Raw genomic sequence first — 21,427 nt, 5'->3', positions numbered from 1 at the left:
GCCATGAACAACACCCCCACTCCACCGGCCCGCGGCCAGCACCATCCTCTTCTCCTGCTCGCCGCGCTTGCCGTCGTGCTGTTCTGCCTGGTCGGCACCGCCGCCATCATGGGCTGGATTCCTTCTTCGATCGGCGGCAATTCCAATCGCCAGCTGAACCAGGCCGAGCGCGCCGCGCTGGCCTCGACCCTGCCGCCCGCTGGCCAGACCGTGCCGGCGCCGGCCGCACTGGCGCAGATGGCGCCGCAAGGCGCGGCCTACGCGCCGGCAGCGGCCACTCCGGTGACGCCGGCAGCGCCCGCCTACCCGTCCCAGCAGCTGGCCCAGGGTTATGCCCCGGCGCCGGCACCGGCCCAGGCCTACGAACCGGAACCCGAACCGACGCCGCGCACGACCGTGAAATCGAAGCCCGTTCAGGTCGCGGCGGCCGAGCCGAAATGGTGCGGCAACTGCGGTAACGTGGAGTCCGTGCGTGCGATTAAGCAGCGCGCCCAGGGCAGCGGCCTGGGCGCGGCCGGCGGCGCCATCGTCGGCGGCCTGCTGGGCAACCAGATCGGCGGCGGCAGCGGCCGCCAGATCGCGACGGTGGCCGGCGCGGTCGGCGGCGCCGTGGTCGGCAACCAGGTCGAAGGCAACATGAAAGCGACCACCAGCTATGAAATCCGCGTGCGCCTGGACGATGGCACCCTGCGCACCTTCCGCCAATCCAGCCAGCCGCAGTGGCGCAGCGGCGACCGCGTGCGCATCGTCAAGGGTCGCCTGCGCGCCGCTTGATCCCCGCCAAACCCGTTTCGAAAGAGGCCGGCCATCCGCAAGGATCGCCGGCCTTGATATTTTCCTCAGTGCAATGTGCGCCACCGCACGGAAATACTGCTGAGCTACCCCGAGAATGGCTGAGCGCCACAGAAGCGCTGGCACGCAGCGCGTGCCGCGGCCAGCGCCGCCCAATCCAACTTCATAAGGGGAGCACCATGAACAGCCTTGCATGGTTCGGCATCATCGTCTGGGGTCTCGTCGTCACCGGTTTCGGACTCGTCTCGGCCACGCCGCTGGTCGAGCAGGCCGGCGACGTGGCGGCGCACGACGCCTTCTTCCTCGTCTGCGGGGGCCTGCTCACCTGCCTGATCGGGATCGTCGGCCTGCTCGGTTTCATGGGCTGGATTCCGGGACTGCATAGCCCCGGGATGGGAAGCGAGCAAAAATCTCGCGCATAATGTACGCCACCGAACGGTTGGGTTGAGCCTGGAGCGCGATACTGGATTCACGGCGCCAACAACGGCGCAAACCCAGTGAGGAGACCCATCATGCTCTATACCATTGCCATTGTTCTGATCGTTTTGTGGCTGCTCGGCCTGGTCACCTCGTACACCATCGGCGGCTTCATCCACATCCTGCTCGTGGTTGCCGTCATCATGATCCTGGTGCGCTTGATCAGCGGTCGAGGCATATAGAACGCCGCATGCAGTACCATGTCAGTAGTATCCGACCGTGCGGCTTGAAAACCGCATGTCCGGATACGAACCCAGCACTACCCGAAGTAGGTTGACCAATCCGTTTCGCGGTCGTGCCCCCTGGGCGCGCCTACGAAACGGATTTCTTTTTTTTTAGGAGATCACCATGCAGAAGAACTTCATCAAATCCACCGCCGTCGCCACCATGCTCGCCCTGGGCGTCGCCGGCTGCGCCGACATGAGCGCTACCCAGCGCGGCACCGCAACCGGCGCCGGCGCCGGCGCGGCCCTCGGTGCGCTGATCGGCGGCACCACGGGCGGCGGCGGCTCGAACCGCGCCGCCAAGGGCGCCGTCCTCGGCGGCGCTGCCGGCGCCGTGATCGGCAACATCTGGTCGAAGCGCATGGAGCAGCAGAAGCAGGCCATGGAGCAAGCCACGCGCGGCACCGGCGTCGAAGTGACCCAGACAGCGGACAACCGCCTGAAGCTGCAGATCCCGAGCGACATCTCGTTCGACACCGGCCGCTCCGACATCAAGCCGAACTTCCAGCCGGTGCTCGAGCGTTTCGCCACCACCCTCAACGAGAATCCGGCAACCAACGTCGTCATCATCGGCCACACCGACGCCACCGGCAATCCGGGCATCAACCAGCCGCTGTCGGTCGACCGCGCAGCCCGCACCCGCGACTACCTGGCCGGCCGCGGCGTGAACCCGTCGCGCATCACGATCGAAGGCCGCGGCGAGCGCGAGCCGATCGCATCGAACACCGACAACAGCGGCCGCGCCCGCAACCGCCGCGTCGAGATCTACGTGGCCGAGCCAGGCCGCGGCTGATCCGCTCCATAAGCGCCGCTAATGGATCGGCCTCATGCATAAGCCTGGCTTATGCGGGCGATCCGGCGAGAAAGCCGTCCGCCCCGCGGGCGGCTTTTTTTCCTTCCGGCTCGGGTGTGGAAGGCGCGGCAGCCTTCGGTTATGCTCGACTTCCATCCCCAGCCGGAGCAGGCATGCAGAACGACGCCGTCCGACTCGTCGAAGAAAGCACCGCCTTCGACGGTTACTATCCCCTCAAGAAGGTCACCTATGCCCAGCGCCGCGCCGACGGCCGCGTGCAGCAGCAGACGCGCGAGGTCTACGACAGCGACAGCGGCGTCACCGCCCTGCTCTACGACCTCGAGCGGCGCACCTTGCTGCTCATGTACCAGTTCAGCGCCAGTTCCGCGTCGGCGCCCGCGTCGCCGGCCACGACGGCTACCTGATCGAGACCGCGGCGGGCGTGCTGGAAGGCGTCGATCCACTCGAGCGCATCCGCGCCGAGGTGCGCGAGGAAACCGGCTACGCGGTCGACCATCTGCGCCACGTGATGACCCTGTTCGCCAGCCCCGGCACGCTCACCGAACGCGTGCATTATTTCGTCGGCGAATACCGGCCGGCAGACCGCTGCGACGCCGGCGGCGGCAAGGAAGACGAGGGCGAGGACATCGAAGTGCTCGAACTCGGCTTCGACGATGCCTTCGACAGGCTGGCGCGTGGCGAAATCGTCGACGTCAAGACTGTCGTATTACTGCAATACCTGCAATTGCACATCATCAAAGGGGGCTGAGCGGGCGCGGGCGGCGCGCAGCGGATTGGAGCGGCGCAAGGTTGGCTGAGGGCGCGGGCAGGATAGTGTTGCTTCATTACGGCAACATCTTTTCTCCTCATGCCCGACACCCGCCCTGCCGCCCTGTTCGACGCACCCACCCTCTGGCGCCCCTCGGCGGTGGCGGCCTGGAGCCTGCTGTTCACGCCGGTTTTCGGTTCCTGGCTGCTGATGCACAACTGGCAGGTGCTGGGCCAGTTCGATGCCGCCCGCCGCGCCCGGCGCTGGCTGCTTGCCAGCCTGGCGGTGCTGGCGCTGCAACTGCTGGCCGGCGCGGTCAACGAGCGCGTCAACGGCACGACGCCGCTGGCGCAACTGCTGGGGCTGGCCTGGCTCGGGCTGTGGCTGCTGGCGGCGGCCGTGCCGCAGTGGCAGGTGGTGCGGCGCCGCTTTGGCCGCCGCTACGCGCGCCGCGGCTGGAACGGCGCGCTCGGCATGGCGGCCGTGTGCGGCTTCCTGTGCTGGAGCGCGGGGTTCATGCTGACGAGTTTGTTGCTGGCGTTTACCTGAGCTGTCGCCCGTCCAAACCACGTTCGAACGGCCTGCCGGGCTGATCTTGCCCTTGTTGAACGCGTGGACGGGGAACCCGTCCACCCTACGCTTTCCCTCCTTCCTCACTGTGTACGCTGCCGTACCATTCAGAGCGGCCCCAGCGCGTACACTGTCGGCTATAGGGAAACGGACATTGTATGCTTGACATTCTTGAACGCATCGACCCACGCAGCGACAGCATCGATCTGCTCGTCGACCTGGTCGATTGCATGCGGCCGCGGCGGCGCCATATCGGCCATGCGCGCGCGGCCGTGCGCACGCTCACGCAACTGCTGAGGGGGAACCCGGCGCAGGCCTGGGCGCTGCGCAGCTATATCGTCACGCTGCTGGAAAAGCGCCGCCATACGAGCCTGTACAGCGACATCGGCATCCTGTCGAACGATGGCTTCTTCACCGAATTGAAACGCCGCGTCGCCTGGCGCCTGCTGCCGCCGGCGCTCGACGACCTCTACCTGTCCGACGCGCTCGACCAGGTGCTGTACGCCGAGGAAGACCACCGCTGGATCCGTTCGGTGCCCGATGCCGACTGGCTGGCCCTGTTCGACGTCGTCGCCGATGCGCCGCCGCCCGAGGATGCCTCGCCCGACCGGGCGCGCCTGGTGACGACCATGGGCATGCTCGACGCCATCCGCACCCTCTCCTGCCGCGTCTGCGCGCTGGGGCTGGAGCCGCGCCTGGTGCACAGCTACAGCGAGATCGAGGACTTCGATTCGCCCTTCCTGATGCAGAACATCGAGGTCAACCAGTACCTCGACCAGTACGGCCGCTACCTGGAAGGCGGCCTGGCGCGCCCGGAAGACCCGCGCCATTTGCTGGTGATGCTCGACCAGTGCGAGGAGGTGGTGGCCAAGATCCGCCGCAATTCGCTTTCCTTCGGCACCAGCGTCGCGCTGACCTATGTGCTCGTCGCCATCACCCAGAGCATCGACCGCCTGCGCAAACTGCTGTTCCTGGTCGACGTCAGCGAGTCGGCCGTCGGTGTCGCGCCGCCCTCCCTGCCCTTCCTCCGGGAGACGAGCGAGGCCGCCGCGATCGTACCCTCGGAAAATCGCGCCCTCGTGACGATCCCCGGCCAGGAGGCAGCGCAGCCGCTGAGCGCCCAGCGCGCCGCCGCCCTGGCCCTGGCCCAGGAACTGGTCGAGGCCCACAACACCAAATACCGCGTGCTCGGCCTGTTCCGCGACAACATCCACCTGCTGGCGCGCAACGTGACGGAAAACGCCAGCCGCACCGGCGAGCACTACATCGCGGAGAGCCGCGCCCAGCTGCGCCACATGTTCAATGCCGCGGCCGGCGCCGGTTTCATCGTCGGCTTCATGGCGATGTTCAAGATCCTGCTGGGCTACCTGCGCGCCGCGCCCCTGGTCGAGGCTTTCCTGTTCAGCATGAACTATTCGCTCGGCTTCATGCTCGTCCACATGCTGCGCTGGACGATTGCGACGAAGCAGCCGGCCATGACGGCCCAGCGCATCGCCGCCGGCCTGCACACGCCCGACGGGCGCAGCATCGATTTCGACCGCATGGCCGAGCTGGTCAACAAGGTGTTCCGCACCCAGATCGTCGCCGTGCTCGGCAACGTCGTGGTCGCCTTCCCGACCGCGCTGGTGATCGCGGTTGCCTACCAGCAGATGATGGGCAAGCACCTGGTCTCGCCCGACAAGGCGCTGCACCTGCTGCACGACATCGATCCCATCCATACGCCGGCCCTGTTCTACGCGGCCGTCGCCGGGGTCTGGCTGTTCGTCGCCGGCCTGATTTCCGGCTACTACGACAACAAGGCGCTCTACACGCGCATGGGCCAGCGCGTGCGCCAGCTGCGCTGGCTCGGCACGCTGCTGGGCACGGAGCGGCGCGCCCGGCTCTCGCACTATGTCGAGAACAATCTCGGCGGGCTGATGGGCAACTTCTTCTTCGGCATCCTGCTCGGCACCACCGGCACCGTCGGCTACCTGGTCGGCCTGCCGCTGGACATCCGCCACGTCACCTTCTCGACCGCGAACTTCGCCACCGCCCTGGTCGGGCTCGACTACCGGATGAGCTTCGAGATGGTGGCGAACGCCGTGCTGGGCGTGGCGCTGATCGGCGCCGTCAACCTGCTGGTGAGCTTCAGCCTGGCGCTGTGGGTGGCGCTGCGCGCCCGCAACATCCAGTTCAAGCGCAGCATCCTGCTGCTGCGCGCACTCGGCCGGCGCTTCGCGTATGCGCCGATCGACTTCTTCATCGGGCCCAGGGATGCCGACATCATCGACATCCCCGAATTCCACAAGGGGAAATAAATGAACAAGCACCGCATCAAATGGTGGTTCGCCGCCCTCGCCCTGATCGGCGTGATGGCGTCCTGCCGCACCCTGCCCGAGGCCGACAAGCTGCCCGACACGCCGGTCAAGGCCAACCCGACGGTGGAAAACGCCAAGGGCACGCTCTCGAAAGCACAGACCGCGGCCCTGCTGCAGCGGCGCTGGGCGAACGCGACGGGCGACCTGAAGCAGCTGGCCGTGCTCGAGGAGCAGGCCACCGGCCTGCCGCTCATCGCCGGCAACCAGGTGCAGCTGCTGTTCGACGGCCCGGCAACGATGCGCGAGATGATGGCCGCGGCGCGCAACGCCACCAATTCCATCAACCTGGAAACCTATATCTTCGACCAGGATCCGATCGGCCTGCAGTTCGCCGAGCTGCTGATGGAGAAGCGGCGCCAGGGCGTGACGGTGAACGTCATGTACGACAGCGTCGGCACCCTCGGCACGCCGCAGGTGTTCTTCGACCGCATGCGCGAGGCCGGCATCAACATGGTCGCCTTCAATCCGGTGAACCCGGCCAAGGCCAAGGGCAACTGGTCGATCAACAACCGCGACCACCGCAAGCTGATGGTGGTCGACGGCCGCGTCGCCTTCACAGGCGGGATCAACATCAGCGCCGACTATGCCAACAGCTCGCTGTTCCGTTCGCGCAGTAAGCCCAGCAAGGTCGACAAGAACAAGGTCGGCTGGCGCGACACCCACGTCAAGATCGAGGGCCCGGCCGTAGCCACGCTGCAATGGGCTTTCGTGAATGCCTGGGTGCGCCAGGAAGGCGGCGAGCTGGCCCAGCGCGATTACTTCCCGCCCCTGAGCCCGGCCGGTGACAAGTTCGTACGCGTGCTGGCCACCGAGCCGGGCAGCCACTCGGAAATCTACAAATCGCTGATGGTGGCGATCAACGAAGCCAAGAAATCGGTGCACATCACCTCGGCCTATTTCGTGCCCGACCAGCAGGTCGTCGACGCCCTGATCGCCGCGGCCAAACGCGGGGTCGACGTCAAGCTGGTGCTGCCGGGCGTATCCGACCACGGCCTGGTGATGTACGCGGGCCAGGCCTTCTACGAACAGCTGCTGGCGGGCGGGGTCAAGATCTACCAGCTGCAGGTGGCCGTGCTGCACGCCAAGACGGCGGTGATCGACGGCGCCTGGTCGACCATCGGCTCGGCCAACATCGACCGCCGCAGCTTCATCCACAACTACGAGCTGAACATCGTCGTCATCGACCCGGCCTTCGGGCGCGACATGGAGAGCGCCTTCAACGAGGATCTGCGCGATTCGAAGGAAGTGACCTTGGAAGCGTGGCGCGACCGACCATGGGCGGATCGGGTGAAGGAGTGGGCGGCGCGCTTGACGGAATACTGGATTTGACCTTGTCGGGTGGGCAGTTTATGCCCACCCGACGAAATACCTTACAACCCCGCCGCCAGCATCCCCTCCGCCGCGGGCGCCCACACATTCCCGCTGCGCAAAAACTTCTCCGTCAGGATCACACGGAAGGTATTCGTCAGCGCATCCCACCCATAGCGGTCGACCTCGACCCGCTCGTGCTCCACGCGCAGCAGGTTGAAGGAATTGACCTCGCCCCGGCCCCGCGTCGAGGTCGCCGTGCCCGCCTGCACCACCAGCGCCGCATAGGCGTCGATCTGGTAGCGCGAGGCCGTGCTGGCCGCGTGGCTGACATGCATGTGCCCGGCCAGCAGCACGTCGACGCCGCATTCGGCGAAGACTTCCATCGCCATCGGCGCGCGGTTCACCAGATCCTGCTCCTCGAAGGTGGTCGGCAAGTCGAAAGGGTGGTGGGTGACGACGATGCGCGTGAGCCTGGGATCCAGGCCGCTGAGCTGCTCGCGGATCTTGGCCACCTGCTCCTTGTTGACGCGCCCGTCCTTGATCGTCAGCGAGCGCGCCGTGTTCACGCCGACCACCGCGATCTCGTCGTCGACATAGATCGGGTCGAGGTCGTCGGTGATGTAGCGCTTGTAGCGCGCCAGCGGCTTCACGAAGCGGCGGAACACGTTGTACAGGGAGATGTCGTGATTCCCCGGGACGACGATCTGCGGCCCCGGCAAGGTGTCGAGGAAGGCGCGCGCCTCCTCGAACTGCTCGGGCTTGGCGCGCTGGGTCAGGTCGCCGGAGATGACGACCACGCTGGGGGCGATCGAATGGATGAGCGCGCGCAAGGGCTCGAGCAGGGTCTGGTCGACACGCCCGAAGTGCAGGTCGGACAAGTGGATGAGTGTTCGCATCGGTTTCCTCGGTAATCAATAAGTGGCGTCGTTGGCCGGCCGTGTCCGTCCCCCCTGGCGCCGGCGCAGCGTGGCCACGCCGGTGACGCAGATCGCCAGCCAGGCGCAGCCTTCCATCATTCCCGCCAGCACGTCGGACAGGTAATGGGCACCCAGGTAGAGGCGCGAACCCGCCACCAGCAGCACCATAGCGCAGCAGGCCGCCACCACGGCGGCGCGCGCCCACCAGCCGTGCACGCGGCGCACCAGGTAGCAGGCCAGCACGCCGTAGAGCAAGGTGGCGGCGACCGTGTGGCCGCTGGGGAAACTGTAGGTCGTCAAGCTCAGGATCGGCTCGTCGAAATGCGGACGCGCGCGCTCGAAGGTGTGCTTCATCGCCACGTTCAACAGCATGCCGCCCGGCACTGCCGCCAGCAGGGTCAGCATCCAATGGCGCGCATCGCGCCGCACCAGCCACCAGCCGGCCAGCGCCGTCAGGCTCAGGACGCCGGGCGTGCTGTGCAAATGGGTCACGCCCAGCAGGAAGTTGCGCAGCAGGTCACTGCCGTGGGCGTGCGCATGCAGCCAGGCGGCCAGGCGCAGGTCGACTTCGGTAATCGGCGCGCCGTCGACCACCGCCCCGGCGATGCGCGCGAAGCCGGCCATGGCCAGCAGCAGCGCCAGCACGCCCAGGGTCAGGTGCAGGCCGAAGGCCTCCTGCGGTGAAAACCGCGCGGCGGCGAAGTGGTGCAAACGGGTAGTCAAGGACTTGTTCATGAAGCGGCGACGCAATGGCAAAAAAACTACAGTTAAAAAATTTTACTGGTGTTATGTACAGTACCTGTGGATTTATACAGTAGTTATGCTATTCTGTTTTCACTGACCAACATAATTCAAACAAGGGAAACGTCAATGACCACTCTGAACAACTCTTTCGGCCTGGAATACGCTCCTGCACCTTTTCTTATGCGCATCGGACGCCGTGAAATCCTGATCACCCGTGACTTCCGCAAACGCTTCTACCCGATCAACCCGATCATGGAATGCGATACCGGTGTCGAGCCTGGGCACATCGAAGTGCTGCTGTTCGGCCGCTGGCTGCTGATTCTCTCGAAGGCACACTAAGCAGTTGGTTCTTCGAACCTGCATGCATTGTCCGTTCGCACTGCTCATGTGCCAACACTGAAATTCGCATAACCATAGCTGAAATCATTCGTTTTCTTCCGATGACGCGGGATCTACTCTTTCGGTAGACCCAACTCATCCGGAAGAAACGTATGTTCAAGAAAATCGCTCACTCGCTGGCCGGCGCCGTACTGCTGCCTGCGCTGCTGGTTCAGCCTGCCGCATTCGCAGCCGACGTCACCCTGCTCAACGTCTCCTACGACCCGACGCGCGAGCTGTACCAGGACTTCGACGCCGCCTTTGCCAAGCACTGGAAGGCCAAGACCGGCGACAACGTCACCGTGCGCCAGTCGCATGGCGGCTCGGGCAAGCAGGCGCGCGCGGTGATCGACGGGCTGTCGGCCGACGTTGTCACACTGGCACTGGCCTACGACATCGATGCTATCAGTGAACGCGGCCTTATCGCGCACAACTGGCAGGAGCGCCTGAAGAACCGCAGCGCGCCGTACACCTCGACCATCGTCTTCCTGGTTCGTAAGGGCAATCCAAAAGGCATCAAGGACTGGGGCGACCTGGTGAAGCCGGGCGTCTCCGTCATTACCCCAAACCCGAAGACCTCGGGCGGCGCGCGTTGGAATCACCTTGCGGCCTGGGGCTACGCTCTGCGCCAGCCGGGCGGCAACGAAGCTTCGGCGCGCGACTTCATCAACAAGCTCTACAAGAACGTGCCCGTGCTCGACTCGGGCGCGCGCGGCGCCACCACTACCTTCGTCGAGCGCGGCATCGGTGACGTGCTGCTGGCCTGGGAAAACGAGGCGCTGCTGGCCCTGCGCGAATTGGGCCCGGGCAAGTTCGAGATCGTGGCGCCCTCGGTGAGCATCCTGGCCGAGCCGCCGGTGGCCGTGGTCGACAAGGTCGCCGACAAGCGCGGCACGCGTCCGGTGGCCCAGGCCTACCTGGAATACCTGTACAGCGACGAAGGCCAGGACATCATCGCCAAGAACTACTACCGTCCATCGGTCGAGAAGTTCTCGCGCAAGTATGCGGCGCAGTTCCCGAACATCAAGCTGTTCACGCTGGATCAGGTGGCCGGCAATTGGACGCAAGCCCAGAAAGCCCACTTCGCCGACGGCGGCGTCTTCGACCAGGTGTACCAGCCCGGCAAAAAATGACTTGAAATCCGCGACATGGCCACGACTGTGTTAATTCGATAAGTCGCGGCCTGCCTGCCCGCACGCCCGTACAGGCGTCGGGCAGTCAGTCCTTCCTGTACCAACCCGTGGAAAGGAAGCCTCATGTCAGCAAAACTTCGCAACATCAACGAACAGGTGATCGTCATCACCGGCGCCAGCAGCGGCATCGGACTGACCACCGCCCGCATGGCCGCCGACCAGGGCGCCAAGCTCGTCCTGGCGGCGCGCAATGGCGACGCCCTCGACCAGCTTGCCAGCGAGCTGCGCCGCCAGGGCTGCCAGGTGGCCACGGTCGCCGCCGACGTCGGCAACGTGGCCGATGTCGAGCGCATCGGCCAGACCGCGTTCGAACGCTACGGCCGCATCGATACCTGGGTCAATAATGCCGGCGTGGGCACCTTCGGGCGCCTCGAAGAGGTGTCGATGGAAGACCATCAGCGCCTGTTCCAGACCAATTTCTGGGGCGTGGTGAACGGCTCGCTGGAAGCGGTTCGGCGCATGAAGCAACGCGGCGGCGGCGCCCTCATCAATGTGGGCAGCGAAGTGTCGGATGCACCGGTGCCGTTGCAGGGCATGTATTCGGCCTCCAAGCATGCCGTCAAAGCCTTCACCGACTCGCTGCGCATGGAATTGCAGAAGGAAGACGCGCCGATTTCCGTCAGCCTGATCAAGCCGGCCGCGATCGACACCCTGTTCGCCGTGCACGCCAAGAATTACATGGACAAGGAAGCGGCCCTGCCGCCGCCGGTGTACGCGCCGGAAATCGTGGCCAAGGCGATCCTGCATTGCGCTTCGCATCCGAAGCGCGAAGTCTTCGTCGGCGGCGCCTCGAAGTTCATCTCGGCCAGCCGCGCCCGCATGCCGCGGCTGACCGACAGCTTCGTACGCACGACCATGTTCAGCCAGCAAAAGTCAAAGTTTGACAAGATGCCCGGCCGTCCCGATGCCCTGCACGCGCCCGATCCCACCCATACCCTGCGCGAGCGCCAGGGCATGACCGAACGCACTGTCAAGGAAACCTCGGCCTATACGAGCCTCGCCCTCAACAAGAAGCCGCTGCTGACCGCACTGCTGAGCGGCGGCGCCCTGTTTGCGGCCTGGAAGCTGAGCCAGCCCGGCATGGCACGCCGGCGCCTCGGTCGCGCTTGAGGCTGCGCCGAACGAAAAAGGCGCGCAAGCCGCGCGCCTTCTATCTCTCATGAAAGCCGCTCATGAAGCGGCTTTATTCATGCGCACCGCTCATGACGGCGCGCGCGCTTACTTGTCGTCGTCGCCGTCGATCGGCGGACGGCTGGCCAGGAAGTCGGTGTCGTCTTCCGTCAGCGGCAGGTCGGGAATCATCTCGATGCGGTCGGTGTCGATGTCGGCCCCATCCTTGACGACCGTATCGCGGCCGGCCGCGGCGCGCTCGCCGGTGCCGCCCATGTCGCTGTCGGCCGAGAAATTGGCGTCGCCGACGTCGGGGCCAGCCGTGTCGCCGGCATGGCTCGCTTCCAGGTCGGACGTCGTGCCTTCGTCCAGGTGCAGCACCTGGTCGTCGTCGAGGTTGGTCGAGAAGCCGGGGCCGCCGACCACGTCGCTGCCAGTATCGGAAATGTCGCTCGGGCCCAGCGCATCGATGCCATGGCCCTTGCCAAGGCTGCGATCCGGGCTTTCCGGGAAGTTGTCCGGATCAAGGGTGCTAGTACCAGTCATGATGCCTCCGTGAAGATGGTTTTCAAATGATTCAAAGATTGTGTCAGGCTACAGGCAATTGCCTGCACGCGTCGCAGCGCAGGCTGGGCGCCGCCGCGCGCTAGAAGGCGCGGCGCATGCCGATGTTGATCGCCGAATTGCCATCGCCGCGCCTGCTGCCGACCGTGTAGCCGGCGCCGTTGCGGTTCTGGATGCGCGAATAGGCCGCATAGAAATCGGTACGGCGCGAGACCGCATGGCTGGCGCCGAAGGCGACTTGCGTGGCGTCCTGGTTGGCCAGGTCGCGGTCGTCCTTGCAGATGTAGGAAGCGAGCAGAGTCGTGCCCTGGCCGAGCGGCACCGCCAGGCCGAACAGGCCGTCGCGGCTGTTGCTCGACGGCGTGCGCGCCAGGCCGGCGCCGTACGGGTTATCGGGGTTGAACAGGGGCGACCCGGCCCAGCCGCGGCTGAGACTGTAGGCGGCGTAGGCCGTGCCCCAGCCGAGGCGCAGGTTGGCCGCCAGGATCGAATTGCGCGCCACGGTGTCGTTGCTGGTCTTGCTGTTGAGCTGGACACGCACGGCGTTCAGGTTCTGGTGGGCCGCGCGCACCGTCAGCGGCCCCGCTTCGATGCCGACCGTCATGCCCCAGGCGCGTCCCGCCGGCGAGGTGTCGACCTTGTCCTTGAAGGCGTAGGAGGCGCCGGCCGAGATGCCGCGCCGCAGCGGCCCGTAGTACTGGACACTGTTGGCGACGCGCCGTCCGCCGATCAGGTTGCCCGCATTGCCGGCCATGCCGCCCTTGAACGGGTCGGCGACGTCGGTCAGCGCGAGGTATTGGAGGTTGTGCTGGCGCCCGATGGTGAGGGCGCCGAACTCGCCGGCCAGGCCGACGAAGGCCTGGCGATTGTGCTGGCGGTCGAGCTGCTCGTTACGGGCGGCGTCGGGGCGCAGCGGGTTCTCGATGCCGAAGACGGCATTCGCATGCGCTTCCGGCGCCGATCCGCTGCCGAGTTGGTTGGCGCATGGGCCACTGCATCCGCCCTGCCCCGTACCCCGGGCGTCGACGACGCTGTAAGCCTTCACCCCGGCCTTCACCCCGCCCTGCGCGCAGGCCAGTGCGGTGCTTCCTCCCAGTACTGCAAACGTAATCAACGACTTGAGCATCGGCGTATCCTCTCCACGCCTCTACATTACGCCTCTCAAGCGGCTTCATCTGTCGAATGTCGCACATACAGCTGACCGATTCAGCTTGTCTGCATGTAGGTAGATTCCGACGAATTATCAAAAATTGCTCATGCCGCCAGCGCCACCGTATTCTTGCCGCCCCGTTTGGCGGCATACATGGCGCCGTCGGCCCGCGCCAGCCAGGCGTCGAGATCGTGGGCGTCGCCCGGCCCGTGCAGGGCCACGCCGATGCTGGCGCCCACCGTCACCGTCGCGCGTTTGAGGCGGTAAGGACGGCGCAAGACGGCCAGCAGGCTGTCTGCCTTCTGGTAAGCGTCCTCAGCGTCGCCCAGGCCCTCGAGGACGACGACGAATTCGTCGCCGGCCAGGCGCGCGGCCAGGTCGGTCTTGCGCACGGCTTCGGCCAGGCGCGCACCGAACTGGCGCAGCAATTCGTCGCCCTCCTCGTGGCCATGGGTGTCGTTGACGCCCTTGAAGCCGTCCATGTCGAGGAACAGCAAGGCGCAGGGTTTATGTGCGCGCGCGGCGCGATGCATGGCGTCGGGCAGGGTCTGCATCAGGGCGCGCCGGTTGGGCAGGCCGGTCAGGCCATCGTGCAGCAGCAAGGCTTCCAGCTCGGCGGTGCGGGCGGCGACCGTGCTTTCCAGCTGCTGGTTCATCGTCTCAAGCGCGCTGCGGTGCGCCTCCTCGCTGCGCACCAGGTCGCGCATCGCTTGCGACAATACTTGCGCCTCGTGGAAGCCATGCACGACCGGGATATCATCGGGACGCCCGCCGGCGCGCGTCGCCTCGGCGGCCTGCTCGATCGCGCCGCTGAGCGCATCCATCGGCCGCGTCAGGCGCCGCGCCAGCAGCGCCGCGCAGCCGGCGAGCACGGCTGCCATCAACACGCTCAGCCAGATCATCCGCCGCTCGAGGTCGCGCGCCTCGGCCAGCGCCGCGTCCTCGGTATGGCGCACCAGCACGGCCCACTGCAGGGTGGCCGGGTCGCCGGCGGTGCCGGTGCGGCTGTAGCCGGTCAAATAGGCCTTGCCGTCGGCGCCCTGCTCGCGCAGCGACCCGGTCTGGCCCGCCAATGCCAGGCGCAGGCTCGGACTGTCGATCTTCGTCTCGACCAGGCCCGCAGGTCCGAGCAGGACGGTGCCGTCCGCCCGCACCACCAGCACCTCGGCGCCGTATTCGCGCAGGGCCGGCGTGAGCAGCTGGCGCGCGCGGTTGCGCGCCCATTGCCAGCTCATGTGCACCCCGACCACGCCGCGCACGGCGCCGTCCGTGCCGAGCAGCGGCGCCGACATGTCGATGAAGCGCCAGGGATCGGCCGCCTTCGGCAATAGTTTATTGAGCAGCAGCGCCGGATGGTAGTCGGTCGCATGCGCGCCCTTCAAGCCGGCTTGGAACCAGGGCCGCGCGTCGACCTGCGCTCCTTCGAGCATACCGCCAGTGGCCGCCCGCACCTTGCCGCCCGCGTCGGCCACGCCGATCCAGGCGTAGTCGGCCACCGCGCGCTGCACCGATTCGAGCACGCTGCGCGTGGCTGCCGGCTGTTCGTAGGTGCGCACCTGCGGCAGTTCCGACAGCAGCTTGACGGTCACGATGGCGCTGCCGGTGACCCGGTTGAGCGAATCGCGCATCTGCCAGGACAACTGCTGCAGCCGCAACTGCGCTTCCTTGCGCGCCTGCTCGTGGGCGAAATGGCTGACCAGCGCGAGGTGCAGCAGCACGGTAAAGGTGACGGCAATGCTGACTGTGAGCATGGTCAGGGTGGCCAGGCGCAGGGGACGCCGCGCTGCGACACGGGCGCGAACCGGGTTGTTCATGCGATGGATTCGTCAAAAGAATCGGCCATAATATCCATGCAGGAATATGTTTCCAATGTATTACTGCTCAAAATTCTCAATATTGTGATTTTTGGATAGAAGTTTGCCTTGATGTTGCGGTCAAAGCAACGGATGTTTTCTTGGGAAAAATAGAGCAAGACACATTGGTGCCATTGGTTCAAGCAAGATATTGAACAGTTTCGACATACAATTGTTCAAATTCCACGACAACCAACAGCGATGACGGTCATCCCGCACTATGAACAGCATGCGTCGCGCCTGGTCGCGCAGTACGAATCGCTGTCGTTCGACGAGGTGCATGCACCGCTGCTCGACCTGTTACCGGCGCCGGGCGCAACCGTGCTCGACATCGGCGCCGGCTCCGGACGCGACGCCGCCTGGTTTGCAGCGCATGGCTACGACGTGGTCGCCGTCGAACCGTCCGGCGCCATGCTCGCGCAGGCACGCGCGCTCCACCCTTCGCCGCGTATTCACTGGCTGTCCGACAGCCTGCCCGACTTGTCCATGGTCGGCCGCCTCGGCCTGCGTTTCGATCTGATCCTGCTGTCGGCGGTCTGGATGCACATTCCGCCGGACGAGCGCCAGCGTGCGCTGCGCAAGCTGGCGACCCTGCTCGCCCCCAAGGGCCGCATTGCGATCAGCCTGCGCCTCGCTGCGCCGGACGCCGAGCGCGAAATGCATGCGGTGTCGCTGCAGGAGCTGACAGGGCTGGCCCTGCAGTTCGGCCTGCGCGTGCTGCGCGCGACGGACAGCGAGGACAGGCTGGGACGTGGCGATGTGACGTGGACGAATGTGGTGCTGGGGCTGCCGGACGACGGACTCGGCGCCCTGCCGCTGCTGCGGCAGCTGATCCTGGAAGATCGAAAACAGTCGACCTACAAAATCGCCCTGCTGCGTGTGCTCGCCCGTATTGCCGACTGCGCCTCGGGCCTGGCGCGCTTCGAAGCCGATTCGGTCGCGGTGCCGCTCGGACTCGTATCGCTGTTCTGGATGCGGATGTACAAGCCCTTGATCGAAAACGGTTTGCCGCAGATGCCGCCGACAAGCCAGGGCACGGGGCCGGGCTTTGTGACGGACAGCTTCAACGCGCTGTATCCGATCGCTTCGGTGGAGCTTCGCGTCGGTTCCGTATTCGCAGGCGACACCGCAAAGCATCTTCACCGCAGCCTGTCCGAAATCTCGCAGCTGATCCGGGACATGCCGGTCAAGCATCTGTGCTGGCCGGCTAGCGACAAGCCCATCTTCGATGTGTGCCGGCGCCGCCAGGCAGTCACGCCGTCCCGGCTCCTGATCGACGACGCATTCCTGTGGAGCCTGGGCGACTTCCACGTCCCACTGGAGCTGTGGCAGGCGCTTACCCACTACAACGTATGGGTGGAGCCCGTGCTCGTGTCCGAGTGGGTACGGCTGATCGACAACTATGCCGGCGGCGGGCGGCCAGACGTGCGCATGCTGGCGCACACGTATCTCGCGTGGATCGATCCCGCGCGCGACACCGGCATCGCGCGCGCAGCCGTCGAACGTTTGCGCGCCGCGGGCAAAGCCGTCTACTGCGTCTGGTCGGGCGCGCGGCTGAAAGACGATTACGACGTCGACCACTGCTTCCCATTCGCGGCCTGGCCCTGCGGCGATGCATGGAACCTGATGCCGGCGGCGCGCCGCATCAACATCCAGAAATCGAACCGCCTGGTGACGCAGGCGGGACTGGAGCGTGCCAGCGAGCGCATCACCGACTGGTGGGCCGAAGCCTACCTCGGCGGGGGCGACGAGCACGGCCGCCAGTTCTTCCTGGAGGCCAGCCAGAGCTTGCCGGTGCTGGCAAGCAGCCCTGGCACCGCCGACGTCATTGACGCAATGAAGCTGCACCGCATCCGGCTGGGCAAGGATCAGGGCTTGCGGCCCTGGGAACCGCTCGCTGCCGGCGAGCGCGTGCTCGTCCTTTAACGCGGATAGACGAACCCGGTGCGGATATCCATCGGCACCAGCCTGCCGCCCTCGCGCACCATCAGCTTCTGCGGCGGCTCGTCGCCGGCGCGCACGCGTGCGATGACGGGCAAGCCCTCGCCCTGGCGCATCAGCGGGTCGCAGCGTTCGTAGACGTTGGGGCAGCCTGTCTCCTTGAGGAGCGCCTGCACGACGGGCACCTTCCACAGGTCAATGCCGGCGGAATTGAACTGGCAGACCAGGTAGCCATCCTTGCCGCCGTAGCTGTGCACCAGCAGGCCGGATAGGCCGTCCTTGTCGCCGTCTACCAGCTGGATCAAGGCCTGCGGATCGGCGTTCTCCAGCGCGCCGGCGCGGGCGGCGATCGCGGCCTGTACGCGGCGCTTGATCATGGCATGGTCGACCGGCTCGTCTTCGCGCAGCGTCCAGACGCGGGCGGCGATCTGGGACTTGGCGTTATAGGCGGCGCGCGCCAGGAACTTGCGCGCCGACGATTGCACGATGGCGGTGGCGCCAAGTTTGCTGCGCTCCTGCGGCTTGCCGTCGACTTTTTCGATGGCGGAGAGATAGATCCAGGGGTCGCCGGCGAGGAGGGCTTTTTCCTTGCCTTGTTTGAGGGTGATGATGAGCATTGCGGACTTTCGGTATGAAGCGCGCATCATATAGCAAAGCGCACGTATCAGCGGGCCGAAGCGCCCCGCCGCCCCGATTGCCTGCCCTGACGAGAATGATTTATGTATAATGCCGGGCGTTAGGAAGCGTGGCCGAGTGGTTGAAGGCAGCAGTCTTGAAAACTGCCGACGGGGGAACCCGTTCGTGAGTTCGAATCTCACCGCTTCCGCCAAGAAATAAAGAAAACCGCCCCAAGGCGGTTTTTTTATTTCTTGGCGGAAGCGAGGGAGGCGCCTGCGCGCCTCCCGTGTGAGATTCGAAGGGCCGGGCATACTTGCCCGGCCCTCTTCGAATCCTCATGCTGCTGCCCGCTACGCGGGCAGCGCGGCGGGCCGAGGGCCCGCCACAAGAATTACACCCCCACCAACAACCAATTCTCCCTCAACCCCTGCTCGAACCTCGCCGCCGGGACCGGCGCCGCATACAAATACCCCTGCACCTCATCGCACCCCGACTCGCGCAAGAAAGAAAGCTGCTCGAGCGTCTCGACCCCTTCCGCAATCACCCGGTGCCCCAACTGGCGCCCGATGCTGATGATGGTACTGGCGATGGCGCAATCGCTGGCATCGAGCGGGATACCCGTCGTGAACGAACGGTCGATCTTGAGGGTGTGGATCGGGAAGCGCTTCAGGTAGGACAGGCTCGAGTAGCCCGTGCCGAAGTCGTCCAGCGAGAGCGCCACGCCCAGGGCGTTGATGCGATCCATGATGCCGATCACGCGGTCGATGTCGTGCATCAGCGTGCTTTCGGTGATCTCCAGTTCGAGCCAGCAGGCGTCCAGTTCGTAGCGCGCCAGCGTGGCGGCGACGCGGGTCGGCAGCGACTCGGTGAATTCGCGCGCGGAGACGTTCACGGCCAGGCGGAAGGGCCGCAGACCGGCGCGCTGCCAGACGGAGGCCTGGGCGCAGGCCTGTTCCAGCACCCATTCGCCGACCTGCACGATCAGGCCCGTGGTTTCGGCCAGCGGGATGAAGTCGGCGGGGGGCACCAAGCCGCGTTCGGGATGCAGCCAGCGCACCAGGGCTTCGGCCCCGACCAGGCGGTCGCTGCCGATTTCGAATTTCGGCTGGTAGTACAGCAGCAGTTCGCCGTGGCCGAGCGCGTGGCGCAGGCCGGACTCGATACGCATGCGCTCGTGCATGCCCTGGTTCATGTCCATGCTGTAGAAGGCGACGCTGTGATCCGGATTCGCGTGGCCCTCTTTGGCGCGCGCCATCGCAATGTCGGCATTGCGCAGCAGCGCGTCGGCTTCGACGCCGTCCTGCGGGAAGACGCTGATGCCGACGCTGGCGCCCACGCGCAGGTCGTGGCCCTCGATCAGGAAAGGCGCGTCCAGGGCCGCCTGCAGTTTCTGGGCCACGGTGGTGGCTTCGAAGTGCTGCTTGACGTCGAACAGGCCGACCGCGAATTCGTCGCCGGCCAGGTGCGCGACCACGTCTTCCTCGCGCAGGGTGGCGCGAAAGCGCGCCGCGACCTGGCGCAGCAGCTCGTCGCCGATGCGCCGTCCCAGGGTGTCGTTCACGAGCTTGAAGCGGTTCAGGTCGATGAACAGCACGCAGCCGGTGGCCTCGTTGCGCTGCACGACCGTCAGGGCCTGGTCGACCAGGCGCGCGAACAGGGTGCGGTTCGGCAGGCCGGTCAGTTCGTTGTAATAGGCCAGGTGGTGCAGGCGTTCTTCGGCGAGTTTTCGCTCGGTGATGTCGGTGAGGTAGGCGATCAGGCCGACCGGGCGCTCCTCGAGGTCGCGCAACGGCGAGAGCGAGAGGCTGGCCCAGAACACCTCGCCGGATTTCTTCCTGCGCCGCACTTCCATCATCCGACCGCCGCCCTCAGCGAAACCGTCGGGCAGGTTCTCGTCCTCGTCGACGTAGAGGAACAGGATGCTCTGCCCCACCGCCTCCAGCGAGGAATAGCCGAACAGGCGCTCGGCGCCGCCGTTCCAGCTGGTGATGTAGCCCATCAGGTCGAGGGTCAGCACCGATTCGTGGATCTGGTCGAGGATCTGCGACTGCTGCGCCAGCTGCGCCTCGATGCCGGCATAGGCGTGGGTGGCGTGGCGGGCCAGCGAATGCACCTGCAGGAGCGTGCCGGTGAGCGTGGCGAGGCCGGCCAGGTTGCGCCGATCCTGTTCGTCGTAGTCGGCACGTCCGCCGAGCTCGTAGCAGCCATAGTAGGCGCCGTCGGTATGGATCTCCTGCACCAGCATGCCGGGCGGCGCCGTGCACGGTTCGGCGCCGTTCGGCGTCATCGGGTCGACGGGCATGAAGCGCCCCGCGGGACTGGCCAGCAGGGCGCGCGCGATGCGGCCCAGTTCCTCGGCCAGGGCCTCGCCGCGCAGGCGCATCACGGCCTGGCTCAGCGCGGCGCTGCAGGCCACGAAATCGTGGGTGGGCAATACCAGCGCGTCAGACATTGCGGCCCACCTGGATCGCCCAGTGATAGGCGTGCAGCTGGCTGTCCCACCAGGTGGCGGCATCGACCTGGGCGCGCGCCAGGGCCGGCGCATCGATGCCCTCTTCGGTCAGCCGCAGGCGCTGTCCAAGCACGCCTTCGCGCGCCAGCAGCGCCGCCGCCACGTGGGCCGGCAGGCGCAGGTCGGCCAGGATCTCGGCCATCGACATGCCGAGCAGGCGGTCGAGCAGGGAAAAGGCGCCGGTCATGAAGGCAAGGTCTTGCGCGTCGCGGTCGCCGCCCTCGCGCTTGCACAGCCTTTCCAGCTGGGCGGCGCGCAGGGCGGCCAGCGGCAGCAGCGGATTCGGCAAGCCGTCGGCGCCGCTGCGCGCGTACAGCAGCAGTTGCAGCCAGCGCTGCAGCTGGCGCCGTCCGAGGACGGCGATCGCCTGGGCATAGCCGGTGATGGACGTGTTCACCGCAAAGGCCGCCGAGTTGACGAGCTTGAGCAGGTGGAAGGAGAGCGCCGGATCCTGGCGCAGCAGCTGTTCGAGTTCGCGCGAATCGGCGTCGGTCGCGAGCAGCGCCAGCAGGCCGAGGATGCGGCGGCGCGAGGTGCAGTCCTGCTCCTTGCCGCCGGCCGCCGCGTCGAACGGATAATCGCCGCTGAACCAGGTGAAGCCGGCACGCGCGCATTCCTGCAGGCGCGCGGCGCCGTCGACCCCGTGCGCCAGATGGGGCCCGAAGGGCGCCAGCAGACTGCCGGCGGCAGGCGCGGCGTCATGGCAATCGAAGGACACCGAACGCACCTGGCCCGGACGGGCGACGCCTGGAGGCAGCGTGCCGTCGAGCAGCACGCGGTAGCCGGTGTCGTGCAGGGCCGCGAGCCGCTGCGCCGCGCCCTCCTGCGCCAGCGCGGCGGCGGCAAACGCCAGCACGACGCGGTTCGGCGGCAGCAGGGTGAGCAGATTGGGGGTGAGCTGCGCAGGCGATGCCAGCTGCAGCACGCAGTCGAGCGGGGCCACGGCCGCCAGCAGGTCGGGCGTGCCGAACAGCGCCGGGATCAGCTCCGCCACTCGCCCGCTGCCGACATCCATGCGGAGCGCCACCCACTCGTGGCGGCCATTGGCCACCGGGTGCATGCGCACCAGCGGAAGGGGGTGTGAGTCCAGCAAGGCCATCGGCGTCTTCCGAGTAGGTAGTCGAACAATATTAGTCGAGCAGATGACCAAAAGC

At 66.4% G+C, this 21,427-nt stretch carries 21 protein-coding genes and 1 tRNA gene; 14 read left to right on the top strand and 8 right to left on the bottom strand.

Annotated elements, in window-relative coordinates; translation table 11 throughout:
• The first annotated feature begins 3 nt into the window (after positions 1-3).
• The 9 genes from ASF77_RS12395 (at position 4) to cls (ending at position 7,311) form a co-directional block, all read left to right on the top strand.
• Positions 4-774 (top strand): glycine zipper 2TM domain-containing protein, encoded by a 771-nt coding sequence (locus ASF77_RS12395; RefSeq protein WP_056339484.1) that lies wholly within the window; start codon positions 4-6, stop codon positions 772-774.
• Between the two features lie 197 nt (positions 775-971).
• Entirely contained in the window at positions 972-1,214 is a 243-nt protein-coding gene (locus ASF77_RS12390; protein WP_056339482.1) for a hypothetical protein, read from the top strand.
• Between the two features lie 90 nt (positions 1,215-1,304).
• Positions 1,305-1,451: a lmo0937 family membrane protein gene (locus ASF77_RS24290; RefSeq protein WP_136223041.1), complete on the top strand. Its 147-nt coding sequence runs from the start codon at positions 1,305-1,307 to the stop codon at positions 1,449-1,451.
• A 166-nt stretch (positions 1,452-1,617) separates the two neighbouring features.
• A complete protein-coding gene (locus tag ASF77_RS12385; protein WP_082493738.1) occupies positions 1,618-2,286 on the top strand; it encodes an OmpA family protein in 669 nt (222 codons plus the stop codon).
• Between the two features lie 173 nt (positions 2,287-2,459).
• On the top strand, positions 2,460-2,711 hold the full coding sequence (locus ASF77_RS25280; protein WP_373961875.1) for a hypothetical protein: 252 nt from the start codon (positions 2,460-2,462) through the stop codon (positions 2,709-2,711).
• Positions 2,708-3,055: a hypothetical protein gene (locus ASF77_RS25275; RefSeq protein WP_373961873.1), complete on the top strand. Its 348-nt coding sequence runs from the start codon at positions 2,708-2,710 to the stop codon at positions 3,053-3,055. Before ASF77_RS25280 ends, ASF77_RS25275 begins: the two co-directional genes overlap by 4 nt.
• A 99-nt stretch (positions 3,056-3,154) precedes the next feature.
• Positions 3,155-3,604, top strand: coding sequence for a hypothetical protein (locus ASF77_RS12375; RefSeq protein WP_056339480.1), 450 nt, complete (start codon positions 3,155-3,157; stop codon positions 3,602-3,604).
• Between the two features lie 179 nt (positions 3,605-3,783).
• A complete protein-coding gene (locus ASF77_RS12370) occupies positions 3,784-5,922 on the top strand; it encodes a site-specific recombinase (protein WP_056339478.1) in 2,139 nt (712 codons plus the stop codon).
• The gene (gene cls / locus ASF77_RS12365) at positions 5,923-7,311 is read left to right on the top strand and encodes a cardiolipin synthase (protein ID WP_056339477.1); all 1,389 of its coding nucleotides are present in this window, start codon (positions 5,923-5,925) and stop codon (positions 7,309-7,311) included.
• A 41-nt stretch (positions 7,312-7,352) separates the two neighbouring features.
• Here the strand turns inward: cls and ASF77_RS12360 are convergent, their stop codons facing one another.
• Entirely contained in the window at positions 7,353-8,189 is an 837-nt protein-coding gene (locus ASF77_RS12360; protein WP_056339475.1) for a metallophosphoesterase, read from the bottom strand.
• A gap of 15 nt (positions 8,190-8,204) precedes the next feature.
• Positions 8,205-8,933, bottom strand: coding sequence for a phosphatase PAP2 family protein (locus tag ASF77_RS12355; protein WP_307180998.1), 729 nt, complete (start codon positions 8,931-8,933; stop codon positions 8,205-8,207).
• Between the two features lie 147 nt (positions 8,934-9,080).
• On the opposite strand from ASF77_RS12355, the gene ASF77_RS12350 reads away from it, so the two are divergent.
• The 3 genes from ASF77_RS12350 to ASF77_RS12340 all read left to right on the top strand — a co-directional run bounded on the left by ASF77_RS12350 (position 9,081) and on the right by ASF77_RS12340 (position 11,635).
• The gene (locus tag ASF77_RS12350; protein WP_056339471.1) at positions 9,081-9,293 is read left to right on the top strand and encodes a hypothetical protein; all 213 of its coding nucleotides are present in this window, start codon (positions 9,081-9,083) and stop codon (positions 9,291-9,293) included.
• Between the two features lie 152 nt (positions 9,294-9,445).
• Entirely contained in the window at positions 9,446-10,465 is a 1,020-nt protein-coding gene (locus ASF77_RS12345; protein ID WP_056339469.1) for a sulfate ABC transporter substrate-binding protein, read from the top strand.
• A gap of 123 nt (positions 10,466-10,588) precedes the next feature.
• Positions 10,589-11,635, top strand: coding sequence for an SDR family oxidoreductase (locus ASF77_RS12340; protein ID WP_056339467.1), 1,047 nt, complete (start codon positions 10,589-10,591; stop codon positions 11,633-11,635).
• Positions 11,636-11,743: 108 nt separating this feature from the next.
• Here the strand turns inward: ASF77_RS12340 and ASF77_RS12335 are convergent, their stop codons facing one another.
• From ASF77_RS12335 to ASF77_RS12325, 3 genes are all read right to left on the bottom strand, one after another.
• Complete coding sequence (locus ASF77_RS12335) at positions 11,744-12,181, bottom strand: hypothetical protein (protein ID WP_056339465.1); 438 nt, start codon at positions 12,179-12,181, stop codon at positions 11,744-11,746.
• A 100-nt stretch (positions 12,182-12,281) separates the two neighbouring features.
• The gene (locus ASF77_RS12330) at positions 12,282-13,325 is read right to left on the bottom strand and encodes a porin (protein WP_082493737.1); all 1,044 of its coding nucleotides are present in this window, start codon (positions 13,323-13,325) and stop codon (positions 12,282-12,284) included.
• Positions 13,326-13,453: 128 nt separating this feature from the next.
• Entirely contained in the window at positions 13,454-15,163 is a 1,710-nt protein-coding gene (locus ASF77_RS12325) for a sensor domain-containing diguanylate cyclase (RefSeq protein ID WP_056339463.1), read from the bottom strand.
• A gap of 240 nt (positions 15,164-15,403) precedes the next feature.
• Between ASF77_RS12325 and ASF77_RS12320 the strand changes: the two genes are divergently transcribed.
• Positions 15,404-17,128, top strand: coding sequence for a methyltransferase domain-containing protein (locus ASF77_RS12320; protein WP_056339462.1), 1,725 nt, complete (start codon positions 15,404-15,406; stop codon positions 17,126-17,128).
• Here ASF77_RS12320 and ASF77_RS12315 read toward each other — a convergent pair.
• Positions 17,125-17,760, bottom strand: coding sequence for a hypothetical protein (locus ASF77_RS12315; RefSeq protein WP_056339460.1), 636 nt, complete (start codon positions 17,758-17,760; stop codon positions 17,125-17,127). The two genes, ASF77_RS12320 and ASF77_RS12315, sit on opposite strands and share 4 nt — an antisense overlap.
• Before the next feature lie 122 nt (positions 17,761-17,882).
• Here ASF77_RS12315 and ASF77_RS12310 point away from each other — a divergent pair.
• Positions 17,883-17,972: transfer RNA gene (locus ASF77_RS12310), tRNA-Ser, on the top strand.
• A gap of 180 nt (positions 17,973-18,152) precedes the next feature.
• On the opposite strand, the gene ASF77_RS12305 is transcribed toward ASF77_RS12310, so the two are convergent.
• Positions 18,153-20,213 (bottom strand): bifunctional diguanylate cyclase/phosphodiesterase, encoded by a 2,061-nt coding sequence (locus tag ASF77_RS12305; protein WP_056339458.1) that lies wholly within the window; start codon positions 20,211-20,213, stop codon positions 18,153-18,155.
• On the bottom strand, positions 20,206-21,372 hold the full coding sequence (locus tag ASF77_RS12300) for an HDOD domain-containing protein (RefSeq protein ID WP_056339456.1): 1,167 nt from the start codon (positions 21,370-21,372) through the stop codon (positions 20,206-20,208). Before ASF77_RS12300 ends, ASF77_RS12305 begins: the two co-directional genes overlap by 8 nt.
• Positions 21,373-21,427 lie beyond the last annotated feature (55 nt).

Origin of the sequence: Massilia sp. Leaf139 (assembly GCF_001424165.1) — a bacterium.
Classification (GTDB): Bacteria; Pseudomonadota; Gammaproteobacteria; order Burkholderiales; family Burkholderiaceae_D; genus Telluria.
This window is presented reverse-complemented; position numbering and strand designations above follow the sequence as displayed.

Bases quoted from the DNA above. Each gene is read 5' to 3' on its own strand.
- ASF77_RS12345 (WP_056339469.1), top strand. From the start codon at position 9,446: ATGTTCAAGAAAATCGCTCACTCGCTGGCCGGCGCCGTACTGCTGCCT.
- cls (WP_056339477.1), top strand. From the start codon at position 5,923: ATGAACAAGCACCGCATCAAATGGTGGTTCGCCGCCCTCGCCCTGATC.
- ASF77_RS12300 (WP_056339456.1), bottom strand. From the start codon at position 21,372: ATGGCCTTGCTGGACTCACACCCCCTTCCGCTGGTGCGCATGCACCCG.
- ASF77_RS12325 (WP_056339463.1), bottom strand. From the start codon at position 15,163: ATGAACAACCCGGTTCGCGCCCGTGTCGCAGCGCGGCGTCCCCTGCGC.
- ASF77_RS24290 (WP_136223041.1), top strand. From the start codon at position 1,305: ATGCTCTATACCATTGCCATTGTTCTGATCGTTTTGTGGCTGCTCGGC.
- ASF77_RS12395 (WP_056339484.1), top strand. From the start codon at position 4: ATGAACAACACCCCCACTCCACCGGCCCGCGGCCAGCACCATCCTCTT.
- ASF77_RS25280 (WP_373961875.1), top strand. From the start codon at position 2,460: ATGCAGAACGACGCCGTCCGACTCGTCGAAGAAAGCACCGCCTTCGAC.
- ASF77_RS12315 (WP_056339460.1), bottom strand. From the start codon at position 17,760: ATGCTCATCATCACCCTCAAACAAGGCAAGGAAAAAGCCCTCCTCGCC.
- ASF77_RS12360 (WP_056339475.1), bottom strand. From the start codon at position 8,189: ATGCGAACACTCATCCACTTGTCCGACCTGCACTTCGGGCGTGTCGAC.
- ASF77_RS12350 (WP_056339471.1), top strand. From the start codon at position 9,081: ATGACCACTCTGAACAACTCTTTCGGCCTGGAATACGCTCCTGCACCT.
- ASF77_RS12330 (WP_082493737.1), bottom strand. From the start codon at position 13,325: ATGCTCAAGTCGTTGATTACGTTTGCAGTACTGGGAGGAAGCACCGCA.
- ASF77_RS12370 (WP_056339478.1), top strand. From the start codon at position 3,784: ATGCTTGACATTCTTGAACGCATCGACCCACGCAGCGACAGCATCGAT.
- ASF77_RS12305 (WP_056339458.1), bottom strand. From the start codon at position 20,213: ATGTCTGACGCGCTGGTATTGCCCACCCACGATTTCGTGGCCTGCAGC.
- ASF77_RS12335 (WP_056339465.1), bottom strand. From the start codon at position 12,181: ATGACTGGTACTAGCACCCTTGATCCGGACAACTTCCCGGAAAGCCCG.
- ASF77_RS12340 (WP_056339467.1), top strand. From the start codon at position 10,589: ATGTCAGCAAAACTTCGCAACATCAACGAACAGGTGATCGTCATCACC.
- ASF77_RS12390 (WP_056339482.1), top strand. From the start codon at position 972: ATGAACAGCCTTGCATGGTTCGGCATCATCGTCTGGGGTCTCGTCGTC.
- ASF77_RS12385 (WP_082493738.1), top strand. From the start codon at position 1,618: ATGCAGAAGAACTTCATCAAATCCACCGCCGTCGCCACCATGCTCGCC.
- ASF77_RS12320 (WP_056339462.1), top strand. From the start codon at position 15,404: ATGACGGTCATCCCGCACTATGAACAGCATGCGTCGCGCCTGGTCGCG.
- ASF77_RS12375 (WP_056339480.1), top strand. From the start codon at position 3,155: ATGCCCGACACCCGCCCTGCCGCCCTGTTCGACGCACCCACCCTCTGG.